At 53.4% G+C, this 17,920-nt stretch carries 18 protein-coding genes; 10 read left to right on the top strand and 8 right to left on the bottom strand.

Annotated elements, in window-relative coordinates:
* Positions 1-14 precede the first annotated feature (14 nt).
* Complete coding sequence (locus tag DJ564_RS16140) at positions 15-1,289, bottom strand: ABC transporter substrate-binding protein (protein WP_109631301.1); 1,275 nt, start codon at positions 1,287-1,289, stop codon at positions 15-17.
* 168 nt (positions 1,290-1,457) lie between these two features.
* Between DJ564_RS16140 and DJ564_RS16145 the strand changes: the two genes are divergently transcribed.
* Positions 1,458-3,023, top strand: a complete 1,566-nt coding sequence (locus DJ564_RS16145) for a carbohydrate porin (RefSeq protein WP_109631304.1) — start codon at positions 1,458-1,460, stop codon at positions 3,021-3,023.
* Positions 3,024-3,113: 90 nt separating this feature from the next.
* On the opposite strand, the gene DJ564_RS16150 is transcribed toward DJ564_RS16145, so the two are convergent.
* Positions 3,114-3,359 carry a hypothetical protein gene (locus tag DJ564_RS16150; RefSeq protein ID WP_256597418.1) on the bottom strand — a complete coding sequence of 82 codons (246 nt, stop codon included), beginning with the start codon at positions 3,357-3,359 and terminating at the stop codon, positions 3,114-3,116.
* A gap of 609 nt (positions 3,360-3,968) precedes the next feature.
* On the opposite strand from DJ564_RS16150, the gene DJ564_RS16155 reads away from it, so the two are divergent.
* From DJ564_RS16155 to DJ564_RS32020, 5 genes are all read left to right on the top strand, one after another.
* Positions 3,969-5,780, top strand: a complete 1,812-nt coding sequence (locus tag DJ564_RS16155; protein ID WP_109631305.1) for a DDE-type integrase/transposase/recombinase — start codon at positions 3,969-3,971, stop codon at positions 5,778-5,780.
* Positions 5,781-6,803: a TniB family NTP-binding protein gene (locus tag DJ564_RS16160; RefSeq protein ID WP_109631309.1), complete on the top strand. Its 1,023-nt coding sequence runs from the start codon at positions 5,781-5,783 to the stop codon at positions 6,801-6,803.
* A 384-nt stretch (positions 6,804-7,187) separates the two neighbouring features.
* Positions 7,188-8,849, top strand: coding sequence for a TniQ family protein (locus DJ564_RS16165; RefSeq protein WP_162556207.1), 1,662 nt, complete (start codon positions 7,188-7,190; stop codon positions 8,847-8,849).
* Between the two features lie 230 nt (positions 8,850-9,079).
* Complete coding sequence (locus DJ564_RS16170; RefSeq protein WP_109631315.1) at positions 9,080-9,466, top strand: hypothetical protein; 387 nt, start codon at positions 9,080-9,082, stop codon at positions 9,464-9,466.
* A gap of 100 nt (positions 9,467-9,566) precedes the next feature.
* Positions 9,567-9,992, top strand: a complete 426-nt coding sequence (locus tag DJ564_RS32020; RefSeq protein ID WP_162556208.1) for a DNA binding protein — start codon at positions 9,567-9,569, stop codon at positions 9,990-9,992.
* Between the two features lie 134 nt (positions 9,993-10,126).
* Here DJ564_RS32020 and DJ564_RS16175 read toward each other — a convergent pair whose 3' ends face one another.
* The 5 genes from DJ564_RS16175 to DJ564_RS16195 all read right to left on the bottom strand — a co-directional run bounded on the left by DJ564_RS16175 (position 10,127) and on the right by DJ564_RS16195 (position 13,675).
* Positions 10,127-10,507 carry a tyrosine-type recombinase/integrase gene (locus DJ564_RS16175; RefSeq protein WP_109636050.1) on the bottom strand — a complete coding sequence of 127 codons (381 nt, stop codon included), beginning with the start codon at positions 10,505-10,507 and terminating at the stop codon, positions 10,127-10,129.
* 14 nt (positions 10,508-10,521) lie between these two features.
* Positions 10,522-12,111 (bottom strand): IS66 family transposase, encoded by a 1,590-nt coding sequence (locus DJ564_RS16180; protein ID WP_109629173.1) that lies wholly within the window; start codon positions 12,109-12,111, stop codon positions 10,522-10,524.
* Between the two features lie 61 nt (positions 12,112-12,172).
* Positions 12,173-12,508 (bottom strand): IS66 family insertion sequence element accessory protein TnpB, encoded by a 336-nt coding sequence (gene tnpB / locus DJ564_RS32425; RefSeq protein WP_109629175.1) that lies wholly within the window; start codon positions 12,506-12,508, stop codon positions 12,173-12,175.
* Complete coding sequence (locus DJ564_RS16190) at positions 12,505-12,837, bottom strand: transposase (RefSeq protein ID WP_256597419.1); 333 nt, start codon at positions 12,835-12,837, stop codon at positions 12,505-12,507. The genes tnpB and DJ564_RS16190 overlap by 4 nt, the downstream gene beginning before the upstream one ends.
* A gap of 19 nt (positions 12,838-12,856) precedes the next feature.
* The gene (locus DJ564_RS16195; protein WP_109631318.1) at positions 12,857-13,675 is read right to left on the bottom strand and encodes a hypothetical protein; all 819 of its coding nucleotides are present in this window, start codon (positions 13,673-13,675) and stop codon (positions 12,857-12,859) included.
* Positions 13,676-13,854: 179 nt separating this feature from the next.
* On the opposite strand from DJ564_RS16195, the gene DJ564_RS16200 reads away from it, so the two are divergent.
* Positions 13,855-14,892, top strand: a complete 1,038-nt coding sequence (locus DJ564_RS16200) for a DNA-binding protein (RefSeq protein WP_109631321.1) — start codon at positions 13,855-13,857, stop codon at positions 14,890-14,892.
* 317 nt (positions 14,893-15,209) lie between these two features.
* Positions 15,210-15,728 carry a hypothetical protein gene (locus DJ564_RS16205; RefSeq protein ID WP_109631324.1) on the top strand — a complete coding sequence of 173 codons (519 nt, stop codon included), beginning with the start codon at positions 15,210-15,212 and terminating at the stop codon, positions 15,726-15,728.
* Between the two features lie 138 nt (positions 15,729-15,866).
* Here the strand turns inward: DJ564_RS16205 and DJ564_RS16210 are convergent, their stop codons facing one another.
* Entirely contained in the window at positions 15,867-16,343 is a 477-nt protein-coding gene (locus DJ564_RS16210; RefSeq protein ID WP_109631327.1) for a helix-turn-helix domain-containing protein, read from the bottom strand.
* Between the two features lie 245 nt (positions 16,344-16,588).
* On the opposite strand from DJ564_RS16210, the gene DJ564_RS16215 reads away from it, so the two are divergent.
* Entirely contained in the window at positions 16,589-17,317 is a 729-nt protein-coding gene (locus DJ564_RS16215; protein WP_109636051.1) for a metallophosphoesterase family protein, read from the top strand.
* A 206-nt stretch (positions 17,318-17,523) separates the two neighbouring features.
* Positions 17,524-17,832: a hypothetical protein gene (locus DJ564_RS16220; RefSeq protein WP_109631330.1), complete on the top strand. Its 309-nt coding sequence runs from the start codon at positions 17,524-17,526 to the stop codon at positions 17,830-17,832.
* The last annotated feature ends 88 nt before the right edge of the window (positions 17,833-17,920 follow it).

Raw genomic sequence — 17,920 nt, forward strand, 5'->3', positions numbered from 1 at the left:
TCCTTCCTTGTGGCTTACCAGTTCCGGCGTTTGATGCGCGTGAGTTCGCTTTCCAGTTCAGCCAGCGCCTGATCGACAGGCAACTCGCCCGCCAGCACGCCATGCACTCGATCGAAGAACGCGTTGGAGACCCGTGGATAGCGATCGGCGGTTATTGACGCGGGGCGCATGACCCCTTGGTTGAGAATGCTGAGGAGTTGACTGTAATAAGGCATGGCCGCGAGTAACTCGGGATCCTGATAAAGCGACTCGATAACCGGGTTATAGCCACCTACCAAAGCTCGCTGTTTTTGCTGCTGGGCACTGGTCAGGTAGGTCACCAGTTCTGCGGCAAGTTTTGGATGGGCGCTGTAACGCGATACCGCCAGACCCCAACCACCGAGGGTGGAGGCATGGGTGCCGGACATGCCGCCGCGGGGCAGGGGAGCGACGCCGACTTTATCTTTTACGGCACTGTCCTGGCTTTGTACCAGGGCCCAGACATAAGGCCAGTTCCGCATGAACAACGCATTTCCCGACTGGAATACGCCACGCCCTTCTTCCTCGGTGTAGTTGAGTACGCCACGCGGGGAGATGTCTCCTACCCAACTTTTCGCCAGGGCCAAAGCAGTTCTTGAGGCCTGACTGTTGACCACGATATCGCCTCGTGGGTTGACCAGTCCGCCTTCCGGTTGGCTGCTGATCCACTCCAGCGCATTACACGTCAGCCCCTCGTAAGCGCGCCCCTGAAAGATGTAACCCCATGCATTGGGGTTCCCGGCAGTGCGCTCTGCCTGTTGAACATCCCTGGCGGTAGCGGTCATTTCCTCCCAGGTCTGGGGAACCTGCTTGGCGTACTTCTCAAGCAAGTCCTTGCGGTAATACAGCAGGCCCGAGTCGGTGAACCACGGCATCGTCACCAGCCGTCCATTCACTGTGGCGTTATCCACCTGTGCCTGGAAGTAACCGTGAGTGGCGTTGGCGGGCAGCACCTCACGCAGATCCATCAGGTGTTTGGCCAGCATCCCCGGCCACACCATATCGATCTGAATGATGTCGATGTCGCTGGACTGCGCACTGAGGATTTGTTGGTAGAACGACAACCTCTCGGTCGCCGAGTTAGGCGTGGAAACCACCTCAACGTTGTTGCCGGTCTGCTTCGACCAGGTCTCGACAGCTTCCTTGCACAGTTGTAATTCCGCACCCACTGCACCGCACGAGATCGTCAAATCGGCTGCGCTCGAGAGCGATGGAAGCCCGGCACAAAGGGTAAGCAGTGCTGCTGGAAGGAGAGATTTGAGCAGTTTCATAAAGCCCTCTTTATTTTTGTTTTTAGAAAAGTTAACGTTAACATCGCCAAATGTAGCAGCGTATTTGCGATGAGGCATCCTTTTTTTCGTCGATTGCGACAATTCGCAACTCACGAAAAATGGCCGGTCGCGGGAACAAAACAATAAAAACAAAACAGGGAAATCCACATGCAGAAAGCACCAGGCTGGCTACTCGCAGGCGTGCTCGGCACTTCGGCGGCAACCTCTCAGGCCGCGACTCTGGAAGAACGCATGGCCGCGTTTGAAGCCCGTGCCGCCGCAGCGGAAAAGCGCGCAGCCGCAGCCGAACAGGTAACCCAGGCACTCGCCAGGGAATTGCAGCAGATCAAGCTCGCCACTCCCGCCTCGCAGCCCGTTGCGTCCACTGCGACAACCATTGCGGCGCCCACTTTGGACACCCGGCTGGCAAAACTCGAAGCCCGTCAGCAAAGCATGGAGAAAGAGAGCAGTACCGCACACCTCACTGACGGGTTCAGCTTCAAGGGCTACGCCCGTTCCGGATTGCTGATCAACGATGGGCTGGGTGGTGGTCGTGGAGGACCTTATACAACCCCGGCCGGTTCAGTCGGTGGCGCCGTCGGGCGACTCGGCAATGAAGACGACACCTACATGCGCATCGACCTGTCGAAAGAGGCCTATGCGCAGAACGGCACCCATTCCAAATTCACGGTTTCCATCGCCGATGGTGTGGAAAGCTCCAATGACTGGACGGCCGACGAGAGCAACCTGAACGTGCGTCAGGTCTTTACCGAACTCGATCATCTCGCTGCATTCAAGGGTAATTCAGTGTTCGAGAACGCCACCTTGTGGGCAGGTAAGCGCTTTGATCGAGATAACTTCGATATCCACTGGCTGGACTCGGACGTTATCTATCTGGCTGGTACCGGGGGTGGAATCTACGATGTGCAGATGAACAAGAATTGGCGCTCGAATTACTCTTTGATCGGGCGTAACTATGGGGATTTCAGTGAGGGCGGCATCAACGCCGATGTGGAAAGCTACATCCTGACCTCCAACCAGTTCTTCGATAATGGTCAATGGCAGTGGATGTTCAATGCCATCGGCTCAAAGAAAAACGACATTGGCACTCGCAGCAATGAAGCAGGTCTGGCGCCTGCGGATTCTGGCTTGCACAGTATGCTGGCCAATCATCAGAAAACCTTTTTCGGCAGAGAAGGCTTCTTCAAAACCGCGCTGCTCTATGGGCAAGGTCTGGGGGCAGAGGTCAAGAACGTCGGCTCGGATGGTGAGCTGATTGACGATGCCCGCGCTCTACGTCTGGCACTCTACGGCGAGACTCCCATTGCGCCTGGTTGGCGCATCGGTCCCAGCTTGTTGGCCGAACAAAGCAAGGATAGATACGTCAAGGGTGACAATTACCGCTGGATGACCCTGAACATGCGTTTGGCCAATGAAATCAACAGCAACTTCGAGATGGCTTACGAAATGAGCTGGCAAACCATGAACCTCGACCCGAAGGGGTATCTACAACGTAATGCGGTCGACGGTAACTTCTGGAAATTCACGATCGCCCCGACATTTAAACCTGACGTTGGAGACCTGCTCACACGTCCTGAACTGCGTGTGTTCGCGAGCTTCATGAATTGGTCTTCGGATCTGGACAGATACAGTTCCTCAGACTCCTTCGGCAAGACGGACTTCAACGCCGGAGGTGTATGGCAATACGGTATACAAATGGAAACCTGGTTCTAATGTTTGAACGCGTCGGCCAACACACCGCGAAAAAGAGGAGGAGGGTGAAGCGTGTTCTTGATCTGCTGATCAGGTCTCCGCGAACCTCCATTACTGTCGAGTCGGCTCTAGGCTGCCCGGGAACGGATTCTTCCCGGCGCCCGGGCGAATCAGTGTGCGAACGATCTGAAGTCGCGTATCTGTCAGGCTGCGGAAAATTTGCCGTTTCAGATTGCCGATCAGGGCGACCAGGTTGTCGGCTTGACGACCGCTTTGGAGCCAGATGGCGTAACCGTCCTGTAAAGCCAGAATCGCCTCGAAGTGGCAGGCCAGGATTGCGTCATCAATTGAGGTCACTCGCGCGTGAATGTGCCGCAATAATGTTGTAAGCGCGGTGCCTGAGTTTTAGGAACGAGTGTGGGCACCGGCGCCGCATCTTCAGTCTGCATGAGCAGCGGTGCGCGCTGACTGAAGAGAAACGGCATTCAATGACTCGCCGTGAATACGTTTGCAAATGGCCCGTTTTGAGACTGGACGTCAGAAGCGAATTTGTCGAATCAGTGCCTTACGAGACTCATGATGTCAGGATTTCCAAATTAACGGACACCCCCTAACTCCCTGAATGTCCGAAGCTTTCGGTTAATTAAATTTTCTTATGTTGGAATTTTCACTACAAAATCCAACATCAAAAAATTTCCAACATAAGAAAATTATCCAATTAAAACAAATATCTAAAAGAAATTTATTTTGAAGGTTTTGATTTTCTCAGAAAAAGGGCTATACCTTCGATTTCCATGTAGTCGTGGGAACGGTCATGAAATCTGGCGCGTTTTCAACCCTCGATTCGCTGGCCAACACAGGCCATTCCATACGGGAATATCTGATTTCCGGCACAGCTGAGCGCGTTATCGACCAACCCCAGGCTAATCATTGGACGCCCCATAAGCCACGAGGGAGCGCTTTCAAATGATCGAAGTAGGCAACCTGGTTACTGAAAAAGGCCCCGATAACGAGCTCTACAAAGCCCTGGAGGTAGTAGATCGCGATCGCCATCTCGTAAAAATTCGCTCAGTGCTCACTGATGCAATAAAGGTTGTTGATGTCAACAATCTGATCCCCGTGACGCCCAGCGACATTATCAAAATGCAAGAGGGTGTCAAAGGGCGTGCCGAAGATTTAGATAACGACGTATCGGAGGATCCGATTACACAAGAGCAATACGCACTTGCGCAGGATCGGTTTAATGCATTCAAAAAATTCAAAGATGGGCATTTCAAAACTAAAGAGCAGGTCTACTCTGAGTTGAATATTAGCCGGAGTACTTTTTATAATTTGCTTGACCAGTTTGATGAGAGCGTTGGTGTCGCGTCGATGATCGTAAACTCTAAGGGGCGGAAGAAGGGCAGCACCCTGCTGACCGAAGATCAAGAAGACGCTATTATGTACTGTTACAATACATATGCCGGCGAAAACTGGACACTCTGTTACCTCCACTCAAAGCTTCAAACAGAATGCTCTGAACGCGGTATTCCCTGCCCATCCCTGTCGGCCATGCGCAAGCGGATAATGCGCATCGACCCTGAGGATAGAGTTGCTCGTAGGGAGGGTGAACGCACCGCAGACGATACATATGTCCTCCGGAAGTCGAGGAGACTTACCCGCGCCCTGCAAGAGGTGCAGCTTGATCATACTCTGGCCGACATCTTCCTGCGCTCCGAAGTCGACGGCGAGCCCATCGGGAGGCCGTATCTTTCATTAGCTATTTGTCGCCACACGGGCGTTATTGTAGGATTTCATCTTTCCTTCGATCCGCCAAGTTCTCGGACAGTCTCGAATTTGATGCTGCATGCTCTCATGCCCAAAGTAGCATTCATGGAAGAACTTGGCCTAGGCGGGCTGCTTTATCCGTACTATGGCAAACCAGAAGTCGTATTTACGGACAATGCCAAGGAGTTTCATGCCAAAGCATTTCGTCGTGCCTGCGATAAATGGAACATTAAAGTAAAATTCCGTCAATCGAAACAAGCAGGAGGTAAGGTCGAAAGGACTTTTGGATCTTTAAATACAAAATTTATACATTTGCAGCGCGGAACAACCTGTTCACGTCCTAAGCGGACAAGCGACTTTGACCCAGCTAAAGGCTCTGTAATGGCATATAGGGAGTTTTTGATCGAGTTGACTAAGGCGATTTGCCAATACAACGAAACTGCGGACTACTCTGGCAAATCTCCAGCCCGACGCTGGAAAGAATATTATACTGGTGCGGATGGTCAAATGCTGCTGCCGGAAGCCATACTCAACCCTAAACGCTTTGCGCTTGAAATACTGCCAGAATTCTCAATCACGTGCACAAACACTTACGCAGAATATCGCAGCATCCAATACGATATCGGGGAGGCCAAGGATCACACTCGCCGGAAACTTCTTGTCAAACCCGATGCGCTCAATATTCACACGATCTGGGCTTATTTGTCGGCCGAGGATAGATGGATCGAACTTGATGCAATCGACGAAGATCTCCCTCGCACGATGACGGAGTACTTGCTCCGGAAAAAACTGCTTGATCAGCCAGGCTATCTAAGTCTCGAAGGCATCAAAGCCACGCAACTTCTGAACGAAGGGCATGCGCAGAACGAAGCGAAGTTCCGGCGTGCCCGGGAGGCCGGCCTCGTCGACAAGCAGTATCACTCCCGGAGTGAGCGCAAGCCGAAGTTGCCAACCACCTACATCAAGCGTGATTTCACACAACGGGCATCCGCGATGCTCGGGGAGAGCTAGATGAACCATCTCAGTGAAGCCGCACGCACGTATATGGACAAATCTGACGAGGAGCGAATCCAGGCGTGTCGCCGGAAGATTTTCATGGCCATGCCTGAATTCATGAAGACCTACGACATAGTTTCTGACCTTGTCGCTGCCGAGCGATCGGACAGCAACATTGGTCTCATCATCGTGGGCCCACCCGGCGCTGGCAAGACGACCATAGGCAAAAAGATCGCAGAGGTTTTCGAGGACTCGCCGCATGGCAAAATTCTGTACATCGACCTGGCCAACTACGCGGAGGACATGGATCTGCGGGCTATTTTGCACCGTGCGTTGGGGGTGGTCAAAACACCCCATAATCCTTACACCGCCTACGATAACGTCCATGAGGCGTGGCGCTTGATTAGGGAGAAGAACATTCGTTGCTTGGTGCTGGATGATACTCACGATCTGGGGCGTGCAGTCAGTGCTAGGCGTGGCCAGGCAAATCTCACCGCCTTAAGGTCATTTTCCAACGCCGACTACGGGCTCACGGTGATCATCATTGGCATCAAAGAGCTCTACAAGGTGCTCGAACCCGATCCGCAGCTCACAAGCCGCTACACGATCCGTCGGGTGACGATTGAGGAATGGAAAGCAGATAGCGAGTTGCTGGCAAACTTTCTCACGGGTTACGTCAGCCATCTTCCGCTCAAAAAGGAGTCCATCGTTGACGGTATGGACTTCATGGCTGCAGTCGTTAAGTTGCGGGGTAACACCAGGGCCATCACGGATTTGCTCCGTGCTTGTGGCATTGAGGCCATCCGCAGCGGGCAGGAGTGCATCACGCTGGAGTTGTTTAAAACCATGCACTTTGAGTACTTCGGTATGTTAAGCGTGGAGGACATCGTGCTGGAGTCGGATACTGAAGCTGGGTCAGCGCAGAGTACTCAAGTCGTCCTGGAGCAGCGTCGCGCAAAGTCCGGGAAGCGCAAGCGCACTCCGAAGGCCCCCAGTATCCCGGCAACCCCAGAAATTTTTGCATTCACGGGCTCCTAAAACGTCGGCGCCCTCAAGATAGCTTGTTGTGCCCGAACAGCATTACGAATAGGGCTCTCTGAGGCGCTGTAGATCGTTTCTCTACCACTACACAGGTCGGCCAAGGCCGACCTGTATTTCGTGTCGACACGCGTGGCTGGAGGCAGGATGGGGCGATTTCCGCGGTGGATCAGCTCCTCAGATAACGAATCGGTGCTTCAGCGATGCCTGAAGATAGTCCGAAGCTCCCTCGCGCTAACAGCAACCCGTCAGGCGGCAAACAGTCACAGCGTAGAGCAGCATGCAACAGCGCAGCAGTCACTACCACACCAACCCAGAAACGAAGCTCCCAAGTCCAATGCTGACACCCAGGTAATCTTGCTTTCTGGCGATGCTGGCTGCGGTATGAGCGCGCTAACTCATCAATTATGCAGGAGGCTCTGCCGGCAAGGCATCAACGCGTTGGAGTTGCCGGAAATACCTGTTCACCCGAACCCGACGTTGGTTGACGGGCTTGTGGAAGCTCTGGGGTTGCCACCTCAAATGATGGCGGGTCAGAAGGCCCAGATTGAGTCCATCTACAACGCTACGTTTAAGTTGCGCGATATTCAGGTAACCATCGTGAATGACGTGCAATCGTATATGAGGCGTCCGTACAGCAATGCTTCGCCGGTGGTGACCCAAATCGCCGGGTTTATCCACTCCGGGATTTCAAAATTTGTTTTCTTGAGCGCCACTACGCGATGTTGCGACGCCTTGGCTGAGGGCCTTCAGGTTGAAGGGATCACGTACTCGAGGATACACGTGCAGAGAATGCCATTCGGTGCCAATTACATCGGTTATGTCACCGATGCCGTTGAAAGGTTGACCGGAATTTCCGAGCTCCCTGGGTACCTGCCGTTAGAGCTGTACCAGCTTTCAGATGGCTTGATCGGTATGACCATGAGTCATATTCGGTGCTTGGTAGCTCCCTGCTCTAAAACGAGACGCTCCGACACGCCCCAGAACAAAACGTGGTTCGGCGGCTTCTGTCGGCCCGCCGATGATGAGACGTTCTCCTCCTGGCTCATGCGGAACGCGTTCAATAAGGGCGTTTGGTGGATAACCGGTAGAGAACTGGACGATTGCCGGCAAGCAGCGAGGTTGTACAGGGGGAGGGACGTAGATCGCATTTCAGACCTGATAGCGGCCGGTAAGGGCGGTAAAGTATTGTCGAAAGCGCTCGGTATCCCAACGCTCGCCGGTACATTCGAACTGCAAGATACCCGGGTGTTTCCGAGTGACTACCTTTTAGCGTATTGCCCGCAATGCCTGGCTGATGATGTGGCGTGTGGGCGACTTCCATCATGGCGCAAAGCGTGGAGGCAGTACGGGTATTGCGTGTGTGATAAGCACGAGATGCCCGTAACGCTCTCTGTTCTGCAACATCCCAATCCTGATCCTTTCTTTAGGGCGTGGGAGGCGTTCACTGAATACGTCCAGTCGCCACTTTTCCGGCTTAAAAGAAGGTTGGTAAGCGGCACGCTCTCTAATGAGAAACTGCAGATGCGGGAACGAAAGGTAGGACTACTGATCTTGCGGGTTCAAAGCTGGATACTAAACGAGGTTCTCACTGGCAGCTGTCCTCATCTTTCCTCCATCGGAGCTCGGTTTTTACTAAACGTCCTTTTACACGAGCCGATTCACAAAGGATCGCCGGGCGGATTCGCTAGAGCGTATTTCGACTCACGAGACCTAGCTCATGTCTTCTATACGAGCAATCGGAATTCAGGTGATCTTCATGGACACTATCTGACCGCAAGCCCCCGGCAAACCCTGACAGCCTATCTCCTGATCGGCATCGCTTATGACGTGATTAAACGACCGGAAGCAGCCTTTCTTCAAAGCGTGTTGGGAGTCACCCGCGCAGCTTTTCCGACCTGCCGTTCCGAAGTTTCTCACGCTGCGGTCACAATATTCACGCCCGAACATTGGGCAGCTATAACACGTACGGCGAAACGGGACTTATCCTTCGAGGATATATTGCAGCTCGATTGGATTTTTAAACATGAGTCGAAACGCAAATGATCTGAGGATAATATCAATCAAATGCACTTCGGCTATCGTGTCGTATTTAAGAGTGTTCTGTTCATGCACTGAAAAGTTAAGAAATGGAGCAATAGCGACCCACTTATTAACAGATTTTTAGCTATTTGTGATGACGAGCCTGAACCGGATAATGTGCGGATTAAGACCTTTATTGACAAAAAAGGTCAGCTATACTGACTTCGTAGGCTACGGTACGAGGTTTGATTGCCATGACTAAGCTATTGACTCGTAAGGATTTAGAGCGAGAGCTGGCCCAGGCCAAACAGAGGCTTGCTCAGCAGAGCGAGGAGCTTGACACTCTACGGGAGCGCATGGAGTCTACGAGATCAAGAGATTTCTTTGAGAAATTTTATGCTATTGCTGATCGATACGGTTTTACTGCTGAAGAAGCTCGCGCAATAATATTAAGTGATAGTGCTCAAATTTCTGATGAGCAATGGGATGTTCGTCAGAGACAAGTTTCAGAATCGCTCTCTAATTCGTTGGAAGACCTGTTTGAGTTCGCCTGCACGGGCGAGATAGGACAGACTGCGCTACGTAAAGTCTTGGATACTGGGTTGGCTAAGCACAGCCGTGAGGTGGAGGAGAGCGCTTAGGCACTTTTCATAACTGGCTACGAAATTCAATGATAGCTCAAGCGGACAATGTATGTGAGTAACGGGTCAATGTGTTGGTTAAGACTGAGAGGAGAGTAAAGTGGCATCTGTGATTTTGCGACCCAAGACTAAAGAGTATCTTGAAGGGCTTAAGAGGGCCATGGATGGGTCTGCGCTTGCCCTCCAGGCGGGTTACAAATATTTGTTCCTCAGTGAAGTCTGTCATCTGCTGGAGGCCTACGATTATTCATTGGATGACATTCGCAAGATTCTAAATGGAGATTCTTCACCTCAGCCATCTTTTCCATATCGCTTATCCAGGGGTCATAGAAAAAATGGCGTCCCGGTTCGTTCGGATTCACAAAGCACCGGCCCCGTAAAAGGGGTGACTCGCAAAGAGAAGAGCTATCGGAATCCTCACACTGGAGAAACTATCTCGCTACGAAGTAGTAAGAATAAGGTACTAAAGCTGTGGCAACAAACGTATGGGGTTGAAGCCGTTGAGCAGTGGAGACTGAATGTCTAAGCATGCTAAATCTCTGCTCGAGACGGAGTTACGTGTCATAGACTCAATATCAGAGAGCCCAGTCGGCAATATCGCCTAACGAGTCCAAAGTGAAAGAAGCTTGCAGCCACTGTTCGCCAATTTGAACGTCCACATCATGGTTGAGGCGATGATGTTTTTTGCTCAGGGAGTGAGACAGAAGCGGTGAGTGCAGACGCCATCGCTAATTCTCCAAAGGAATCTGAGCTGTCGATGTAGCGCATAGCTGACTTCATATCCTTCCATCCGACGTACTTCATCAGTGCTTTTAAATCCCAGCCGTTCGCTGAAGCCCAGGTCGCGAATCCGCGTCGCATGGAATGACTGCTATAGAGGTCAGCCGATACGCCAGTCTGCTCGAAGATTCGTATGCGTCCGGGCATCCCGTCTTTCGTAACTAAACCGGTTGCCACCGACCCGAACCTCACAGAGAAAGCTACAGCTGCGAACGCGCTGATTGACCCGAATGCGGCAACCAAGCCTATGCGTCCGGCCATCACGCCCTGCGTGATTAAACCGGTTGCCACTTATGCGGCAACAACTGATCGATTTCATTCGCCCGCTGCGTCGGCAGGCGTGTGAGTACATCTTTCAAGTAAGCATACGGATCATGCCCATTCAGCCGCGCAGACTGGATCAAACTCATGATCGCTGCCGCACGTTTTCCGCTGCGCAGCGACCCTGCGAAGAGCCAATTTTTACGTCCAAGAGCCCAAGGGCGGATCTGGTTCTCACACCAGTTGTTATCTATGGGTACGGCCCCGTCACCAAGGTAGCGCGACAGCGCTGCCCAGCGTTTCAGGCTGTAATCGAGTGCTCTGCTGATGGCCGAGCCTTCGGGCACGAGGTCACGCTGGGCGATCATCCAGGCATGCAGCATATTCATCACTGGGACGGCTTTTTCTTGCCGTATTCGGCGCCTTAAATCCGGCTCCAGGTCGCGGACTTCTCTTTCGATTTCGTACAACAACTGGATATAGCGCAGGGCTTGCTCGGCGAGCGTGCTTTTATTCGTAGCGTGCAGTTCGAAGAACTTGCGCCGTGCATGGGCCATGCACCCAATCTCGGTCACGCCGAGTTCAAAGCTGGCCTTGTAGCCGCCAAAATCGTCGCAGACCAGCTTGCCCCTCCAGTCTTGCAGGAAGTTGCGAGCATGCTCACCGGCACGGCTGGGACTGAAGTCATAAACCACCGCTGCCAAGTCCGAGAACTGGCTGGTGGCGTAGGCCCACACATAGGAACGGTGAGTTTTCTTTGTTCCCGGCATGAGCATCTGCACCGGTGTTTCATCGGCGTGGATGACTTGTTGCCCAAGCACTACGTCGCGCAGCGCGTCGACCAGAGGCTGCAACTGCACGCCCGTCACGCCAACCCATTGAGCCAATGTTGAACGTGGAATCGCCAAGCCTGCTCGACCGAAGATCGATTCCTGACGGTAAAGCGGCAGATGGTCAGCAAACTTGGCAATCATGACGTGTGCAAGTAGGCCCGCAGTCGGGATGCCCTTATCAATAACCTGCGCCGGAACCGGTGCCTGGATCAGCGTTTCGCAGTCATCGCAGACCCACTTGCCACGGACATGGCGTTCGACGGTGAACACGCCGGGCATGTAGTCCAGCTTCTCGCTAACGTCCTCACCGATGCGCTTGAGGGCGCAGCCGCATGGGCAGTGAGTGTTGTCCGGTTCGTGATGGATCAGTGTGCGTGGAAACTCAGCCGGTAATGCAGTGCGCTTGGGTTTCTGCTTTTTCTCGGTCGCCGCTGGCACTGTCTGCAAGGCCTGAAGCTCTGCTTCAATCGCTGCGATATCGGTATCGATCAGGTCATCGAGCAAACTGGCCTGCTCAGAATTCATCTGCTCGCTGCGCTTGGCAAACTTCAAACGCTTGAGCTGGGCGATCTCGTGGGTCAGCTTCTCGATCACCGTCTGATCGCGGTTGATCTTCTTGCCCATCGTCTCAACGGTTTTACCCATCGTCTCTACCGTCTTGCCCAGCGTGTCGACCTGGTGGTCGAGCGTTTCGACACGCTGCATCAACTGCGCCGCCAAGGCGCGCAGTTGTTCAGGGGGCAGGTGATCGAGATTGGGTAGCGAAGTCATGGGGCCGATTTTGCCAGAGCAGGCAATTCGCGACGATAGACCGATAGGCTAATGGCAGCCGTTAAAGCAGTGTGATCGAGCCTTCAGAACCTGCGCGTTGCCATGGCAGACCCAGCACCAATGCCTGAAGTTGCTCGGCATCCAGTTCCATCTCAGAACCATGGCGAATGCCAGGCCAGTGGAACTTGCCTTGGTTCAACCGGCGCGCCGCCAGCCATATTCCGAAGCCGTCATGCACCAGCACTTTCATGCGATTGGCGCGGCGGTTGGCGAACAGATAAGCGCAGTGCGGCTGCGCCGCACCGAACACTGCGATCACCTTGGCTAACGCCGTTTCGGTGCCTGCGCGCATGTCCATCGGTTCGGTGGCGAGCCAGATGGAGTCGATGCGAATCATCGCAAAAGGTCTCGAAGAAAAGTCGCACAGGCGGCAGCACTTTCAGTTGGCCAGTTCACTTTGATGGTGCCGCGCGGGTGCTGTATTTCAACGCAGATATTCGATGATGCTGGATGGGAGTTTGCCCCGGCCAGCGGCATGGCTAACGGAATAAATGCAGGTGGGAGCGCCGGGCTTTTCTGCGCTTGCAGCCGAATCCATTTGTGGACGAGGTTTGCGTTGAGGCTATGGCCGAGCGCGACGCTGGCAATCGAAGCGCCGGGCTGTGCACACTCTTGAATGACCTGGGCCTTGAAGGACTTGGAATAGGAACGGCGTGTTGGCTGCATGAAATACCCGCTTAAAAGGCTAGAACTGGTGCCCACTTAAATTTAAGTGCACACCATGTCTTGGCTTTGCGGGGCTGGGTAGATGACTTGGCCGGACGGTTACGAAGATTCGACGAAGAAGGGGTATCAGGCTGCCGGAGTTGATGCCGTCCTTAGACAAATTACCCCAGCGATCCACTTTCCTAAATACTGGCCCGCGCGCAATGCCGGCGACGGTGACCCAGTTGATGTACGCCTGCACAGGGCAAAGCTTCCTAAGGGCCGGGGGGTGGAACGAAGTACCCAGATGTTGTCGATCGCCTTTCGTGTGCGGGAGATAGAAAGTGATTCCTTTCCCTGATTCGGCTTGGGTGTGTTCGACCTGAAGACGTGCCAGCTCGTCACCCCGGAACCCGCGCCAGAACCCGATCAACACCAGCGCGATGTCTCGCCGATGCCTGATCATTCTTCCCAATTCACCGCGCTCCGCCGCGAGAGCTGCCTCTCGCTCGAGCCAGCTTACTGCTTGTTCCAGGTGAAGTAGAAGGAGAGGGGCTGCCTGTTTTTCTTGGGTCGGATGCAACGTCCGGATGCCCTTGATCATTTGCCTAACCGTCGGCGTTTTTGTGGGATCCGGGAAACCCTGCGTGACGTGCCATTGCGCCAGCGCGGCCAGGCGTTGCTTGAGCGTGTTGATGGTGTGCTTGTCCGCGTACTCGGCGAGGTAACGCACGATGCCATCGCCAGTCGCCGGTAGAAACCCACCCCAGGTCACTTCGAAGTGTTCTATCGCTGCACGGTAGCTGCGCCGGGTGTTTTCCCGGGTACCGGCCTGCAGGTAACGATCAACCTTGTTCATCTCGACCCTTCTACGCGAAACGTGCCATTTCCGGCGACGGAAAAAGCTAAAAACAGACTTATGATGCGATAACGCTCGATTATTTGATCATAGAAACTCGATTTTTGTGATTGATTTTTTGTCTTAATGTAATATGTAAATACACATTACATTTACACTACGAAATCGTAGGAGATGACATGGCACGGGGCGGTATTAACAGGGCAATCGTCCAGATAGCACGGGATGCGCTGATCGCTCGAGGTGTAAATCCCAGCATCAACGCTGTGCGGGTCGAGCTTGGAAATACTGGTTCTATGACGACCATTGCCCGATATCTAGGCGAACTCGGGAAAGGAGATCCACTCCCGATGGGGCGCCGAGAACGCTTGAGTGATGAACTCAGCGGTTTGGTTGGTCAGGTGTTGGATCGCCTGCTTGAAGAGGGCGCCGAAGAAGTGGCCGAAGCCCGAGCTGAGCTCGATAAGTACCGAGCGTCAGTCAATGAGCAACTTTCGCAAACGCAAGCCGCTCTGGCGGAATTGCAACGCCAGCACGATAACCTTCAGGCAGCGCTCGACATCCAGGCCGGAGAGCTGAGTACGTGCCAAAGCAGTTTGCAGTCCGAGCTCACTCGCAACGCTCGCCTGAGCCAAAGCTGTGCTGACCTAGAAGTACGGGTACATGAGAAAGACGAGCAGGTTCGTTCGCTGGAAGAAAAGCACCTGCACTCTAGAGATGCGCTTGAGCATTACCGTAATGCTGTCAAGGAGCAGCGAGATCAGGAGCAGCAACGGCACGAAGGACAGGTGCAGCAAGTTCAGGTTGAGCTGCGCCAACTCCAGCAGACATTGATGGTCAAGCAGGACGAACTGACTCGACTCAACAGAGATAACGAGCGCTTGCTGAGTGAGGCGCGGCAGCAGGCCAAAGCAGCGACGACGCATGAAGACGCGGCGCTTCGATTGACCGGTGAGATTGCCGCCATGAAGACAGCAGTTGCCAAGGCTGACGGTGCGAAAGAAGCACTTCAGGAACAGCTTGGTCTGTCCCACGCGGAATCTAGGCGGCTAGAGGAGGGCCTGTCGCGGGCAAGTGCGCAATTGACCGAAGCCCAAAGACTGTCGGAACAATATTTTGCGGAGCTCACTCAGTTACGGCAAACCATGGATCACCCTGCCGTTGAAAACCAGAGCAAAAACCAAATCGAAAACCAAAGCAAAAACGCCACAAAATAAAACCAAGGGAGAGTTAGATTGATCAAATTTGACGCAGCGTGTAGCGGTACTGTTGCAAGCACTCTTGACCAAAAATATGCGCATGAGCGCCTGAATCAGATAGTTTTTTCTGACGATTTTTTGGGGCCACTTAAGCGCATTGGGCGAGTCGCGTCTCGTGTGACTGCGGTGACACCTAAAGTGGGCAGGAGGGAGAACCTTCATGCGTAGAAAGCAAAAAGGCGCTGAGAAATTCTAGGGGTTGTTTTGACTTGTGGCTTCTGATTGGGAAGGTAGCCTAGATGGCGGGTTGCTTTCATCCCTACCTAGGAGCTTTTATGCAGTTGAAAAAAGGTTACATCCTAATTCCCGCCCTCATCGGGCTGGTCATCAGTACGATGTTCCTCGTCGTTCAAACCCGAGCGTTCGATCTGATTGAGTGGAATTACAACTTCTGCCATGCGCTGTACGGCTTTACCTTTCCTTTCGTGATGAGCTATCTCTCATTTGAATTGAGCAAGGTGCAGAAGATTCCTCTGATCCTAGTGATCAAGCGAATCCTGAGCATCCCCTGGTACACCTGGCCTTTGGCATTTGTGCGTGTGATGTGGCGATCGATTGTGCGAGATGTCAGCGAAGGGATTTGCTGGATCCCGCTCGCCGGCGTTGCCTATGTTCTCTTGGGTTCGATTGGTAACGAAGTGTTCGTCGACCCTGCGACCAATGGAATCCCGTTTACCTTGGCCTATGAGAATTTCGTGGCTGACGTCTTCGGCATGTCGCTATTTCTGCTGGTCACCTTTCCGTTTGTGACGCGCCAGAAAAAAGCACGAGCGTTGTTAACCAGCAACGCATAAACCATTCTCAATGGAGGCGGCTGCGCCGGTAGGCAAGTAATCACACCCCTCCAGACCGGCGCAGACCCTCGCTGAATAGCCAGAACAAGCCAAACAGGCTTTATGTTTTTGATCGTATGAGGCGAGGTGTTACAGGAATCACTCCTCAATGCGCTTCCAGATTCTTCCGACCGTTGATGTCGGAATACCCAGAATGTCCGAAGCCTGCTTTTGAGTCAGCCCGTGTGCGCGGCATCGGAGTACGGCGTCGACCTTCTCCGGAGGAGTGCGCTGACCTGGCAGCCGAGGTTTCAAGGCGCCGTCTACGAACTGCGTCGGCAATCCCTCCAAAACCCCCAGATCTTTCAGCTTCTTGATCTCTTTGTTGAGGTACTTGAGAAAGTCTTCGGGGGACTGCTGTTTTTGAAAACTCGCCGCAACGGCGAGGAGAGCCAGCGGCTCTACATCCAGATGTTCAGCGAGAATTTCCAGCGTGTCGAGGGTCACACTGGCCTTGGCGTGCTCCAAGTTATAGACATGCTTGGCATCCAATTGGCCATGGAAATCTTCTTTCGCCAGGCCACGGGCCGACCGAACGAGGCGGATGACTGCTGCCAACGGATCTCTCAACGGCATTACAAATCCCCAAAGCTGAGGATAAAGCCATATTGATCAATCCCAATCCATGGAATATAGTCCCCGTACTGGGATTATCACTTGGCCACGGCTTTCCCTTGGATTGTCCTTCGCTGGGTTGAACCTGATCCAGGCGCATGCAATCCGTGCTGATCTTCTCCTTGCGTCTCTACTCGGCTAGCCCGAAAGGTGTGAGTGGTAAGACGGTTATCAATATATCGCCTAATCGAAGTTGCCGGTTCACCATGAAGCTCCAAATTTATTCAGATTTGCACAACGAGTTCGCCTCCTTCGCGGCGCCTATTGGCGCCGCGGATGTCGCCATTCTCGCGGGCGACATTCATACGAAGACCAGAGGTGTGGTGTGGGCCGGCGAGACCTTTTCTTGCCCGGTGATTTACGTCTGCGGCAACCATGAGTTTTATGGTGGCCACATCGATCACACGCTGGAAAAAATGAAGGAAGCTGCCTCACCGCACGTCCATGTCTTAGAAAATGAGGTCTTTGTTTGGAATCAAACACGGTTCCTTTGCGCCACTGGGTGGACTGATTTTTCCGCTACCGGCGATATCGGGGCCGCGACGCGAATTGCATGGGAGTGGATGAATGATTTCCGTGTGATCCTTGCTGATGACAGCTTCCGTAAGCTGCGCCCCTGTGACCTGGTCAACCGAAATCATGCAACGCACGACTGGCTTGCCCATGAACTGGATAAGCCTTTCGACGGCAAAACAGTTGTCGTGACGCATCACGCACCTGTGCCCGAAGTGGTCGGGGATAAGCATGAGGGGCATCTGATCGCTGCTTACACCAACGGCTGGCATGCGCTTCTGGAAAAAGCGGATCTCTGGGTTTTCGGTCATACGCATCGCGCCATCGACGTCAAGCAAGGCCGGTGTCGCGTGGTCTCTAACCCACGCGGCTACCCACGGGAAGACATTGGTTTTGATCCTAGTCTGGTGGTCGGCCTTTAATGAGTGCGGTCAGAGGTCATGCGCCCACTGAGTGCGCCTTCAAACCGGTGAAACGGTTCCGGCACATGTCGACCCTGTCTACATTCAATGCTGTGAACACGCCTGTCGGTGTCCGATTTTTTCATGATATGCGGACTTTGAATGATGCATAAAAAAGACCAAACACGACCCTTGCTGACTCAGATGAACTCCTTAGGCGCAGCGGCATGAGTGAGGGAGACCTTGGCCCGTCGATTCCGGCAGCAGTCGTCATGGCAATGGCGATGGATTTCGGTATGCCCATCACAGCGTATTTGCTTGCAGCCGTCGACAGCCCTCCAATACTGATGGGGACAGTTTATGGCGACACAACGGGGCGCTTTCGCGAAGGCGCCAGCATCCGCACGTCAAGGATTACAAGCGTCGACTTCGTCAATGGCTATGCAATATGTCAAACCATTGCAGGAAGTCGGTACTTGATAGTCAGTTGGGCGCCCGGCGGCAACAACCTCTATATGAATCGGATTTATCACTGAGCCATCCGCAAATGCGGATACGCGTCGCAAAAAAGCTTCGGGTTATCCAGGTGGTAACGGGATCGGGAAAATGATTCTTGGCCTGGTA

Origin of the sequence: Pseudomonas sp. 31-12, assembly GCF_003151075.1 — a bacterium.
Classification (GTDB): Bacteria; Pseudomonadota; Gammaproteobacteria; order Pseudomonadales; family Pseudomonadaceae; genus Aquipseudomonas.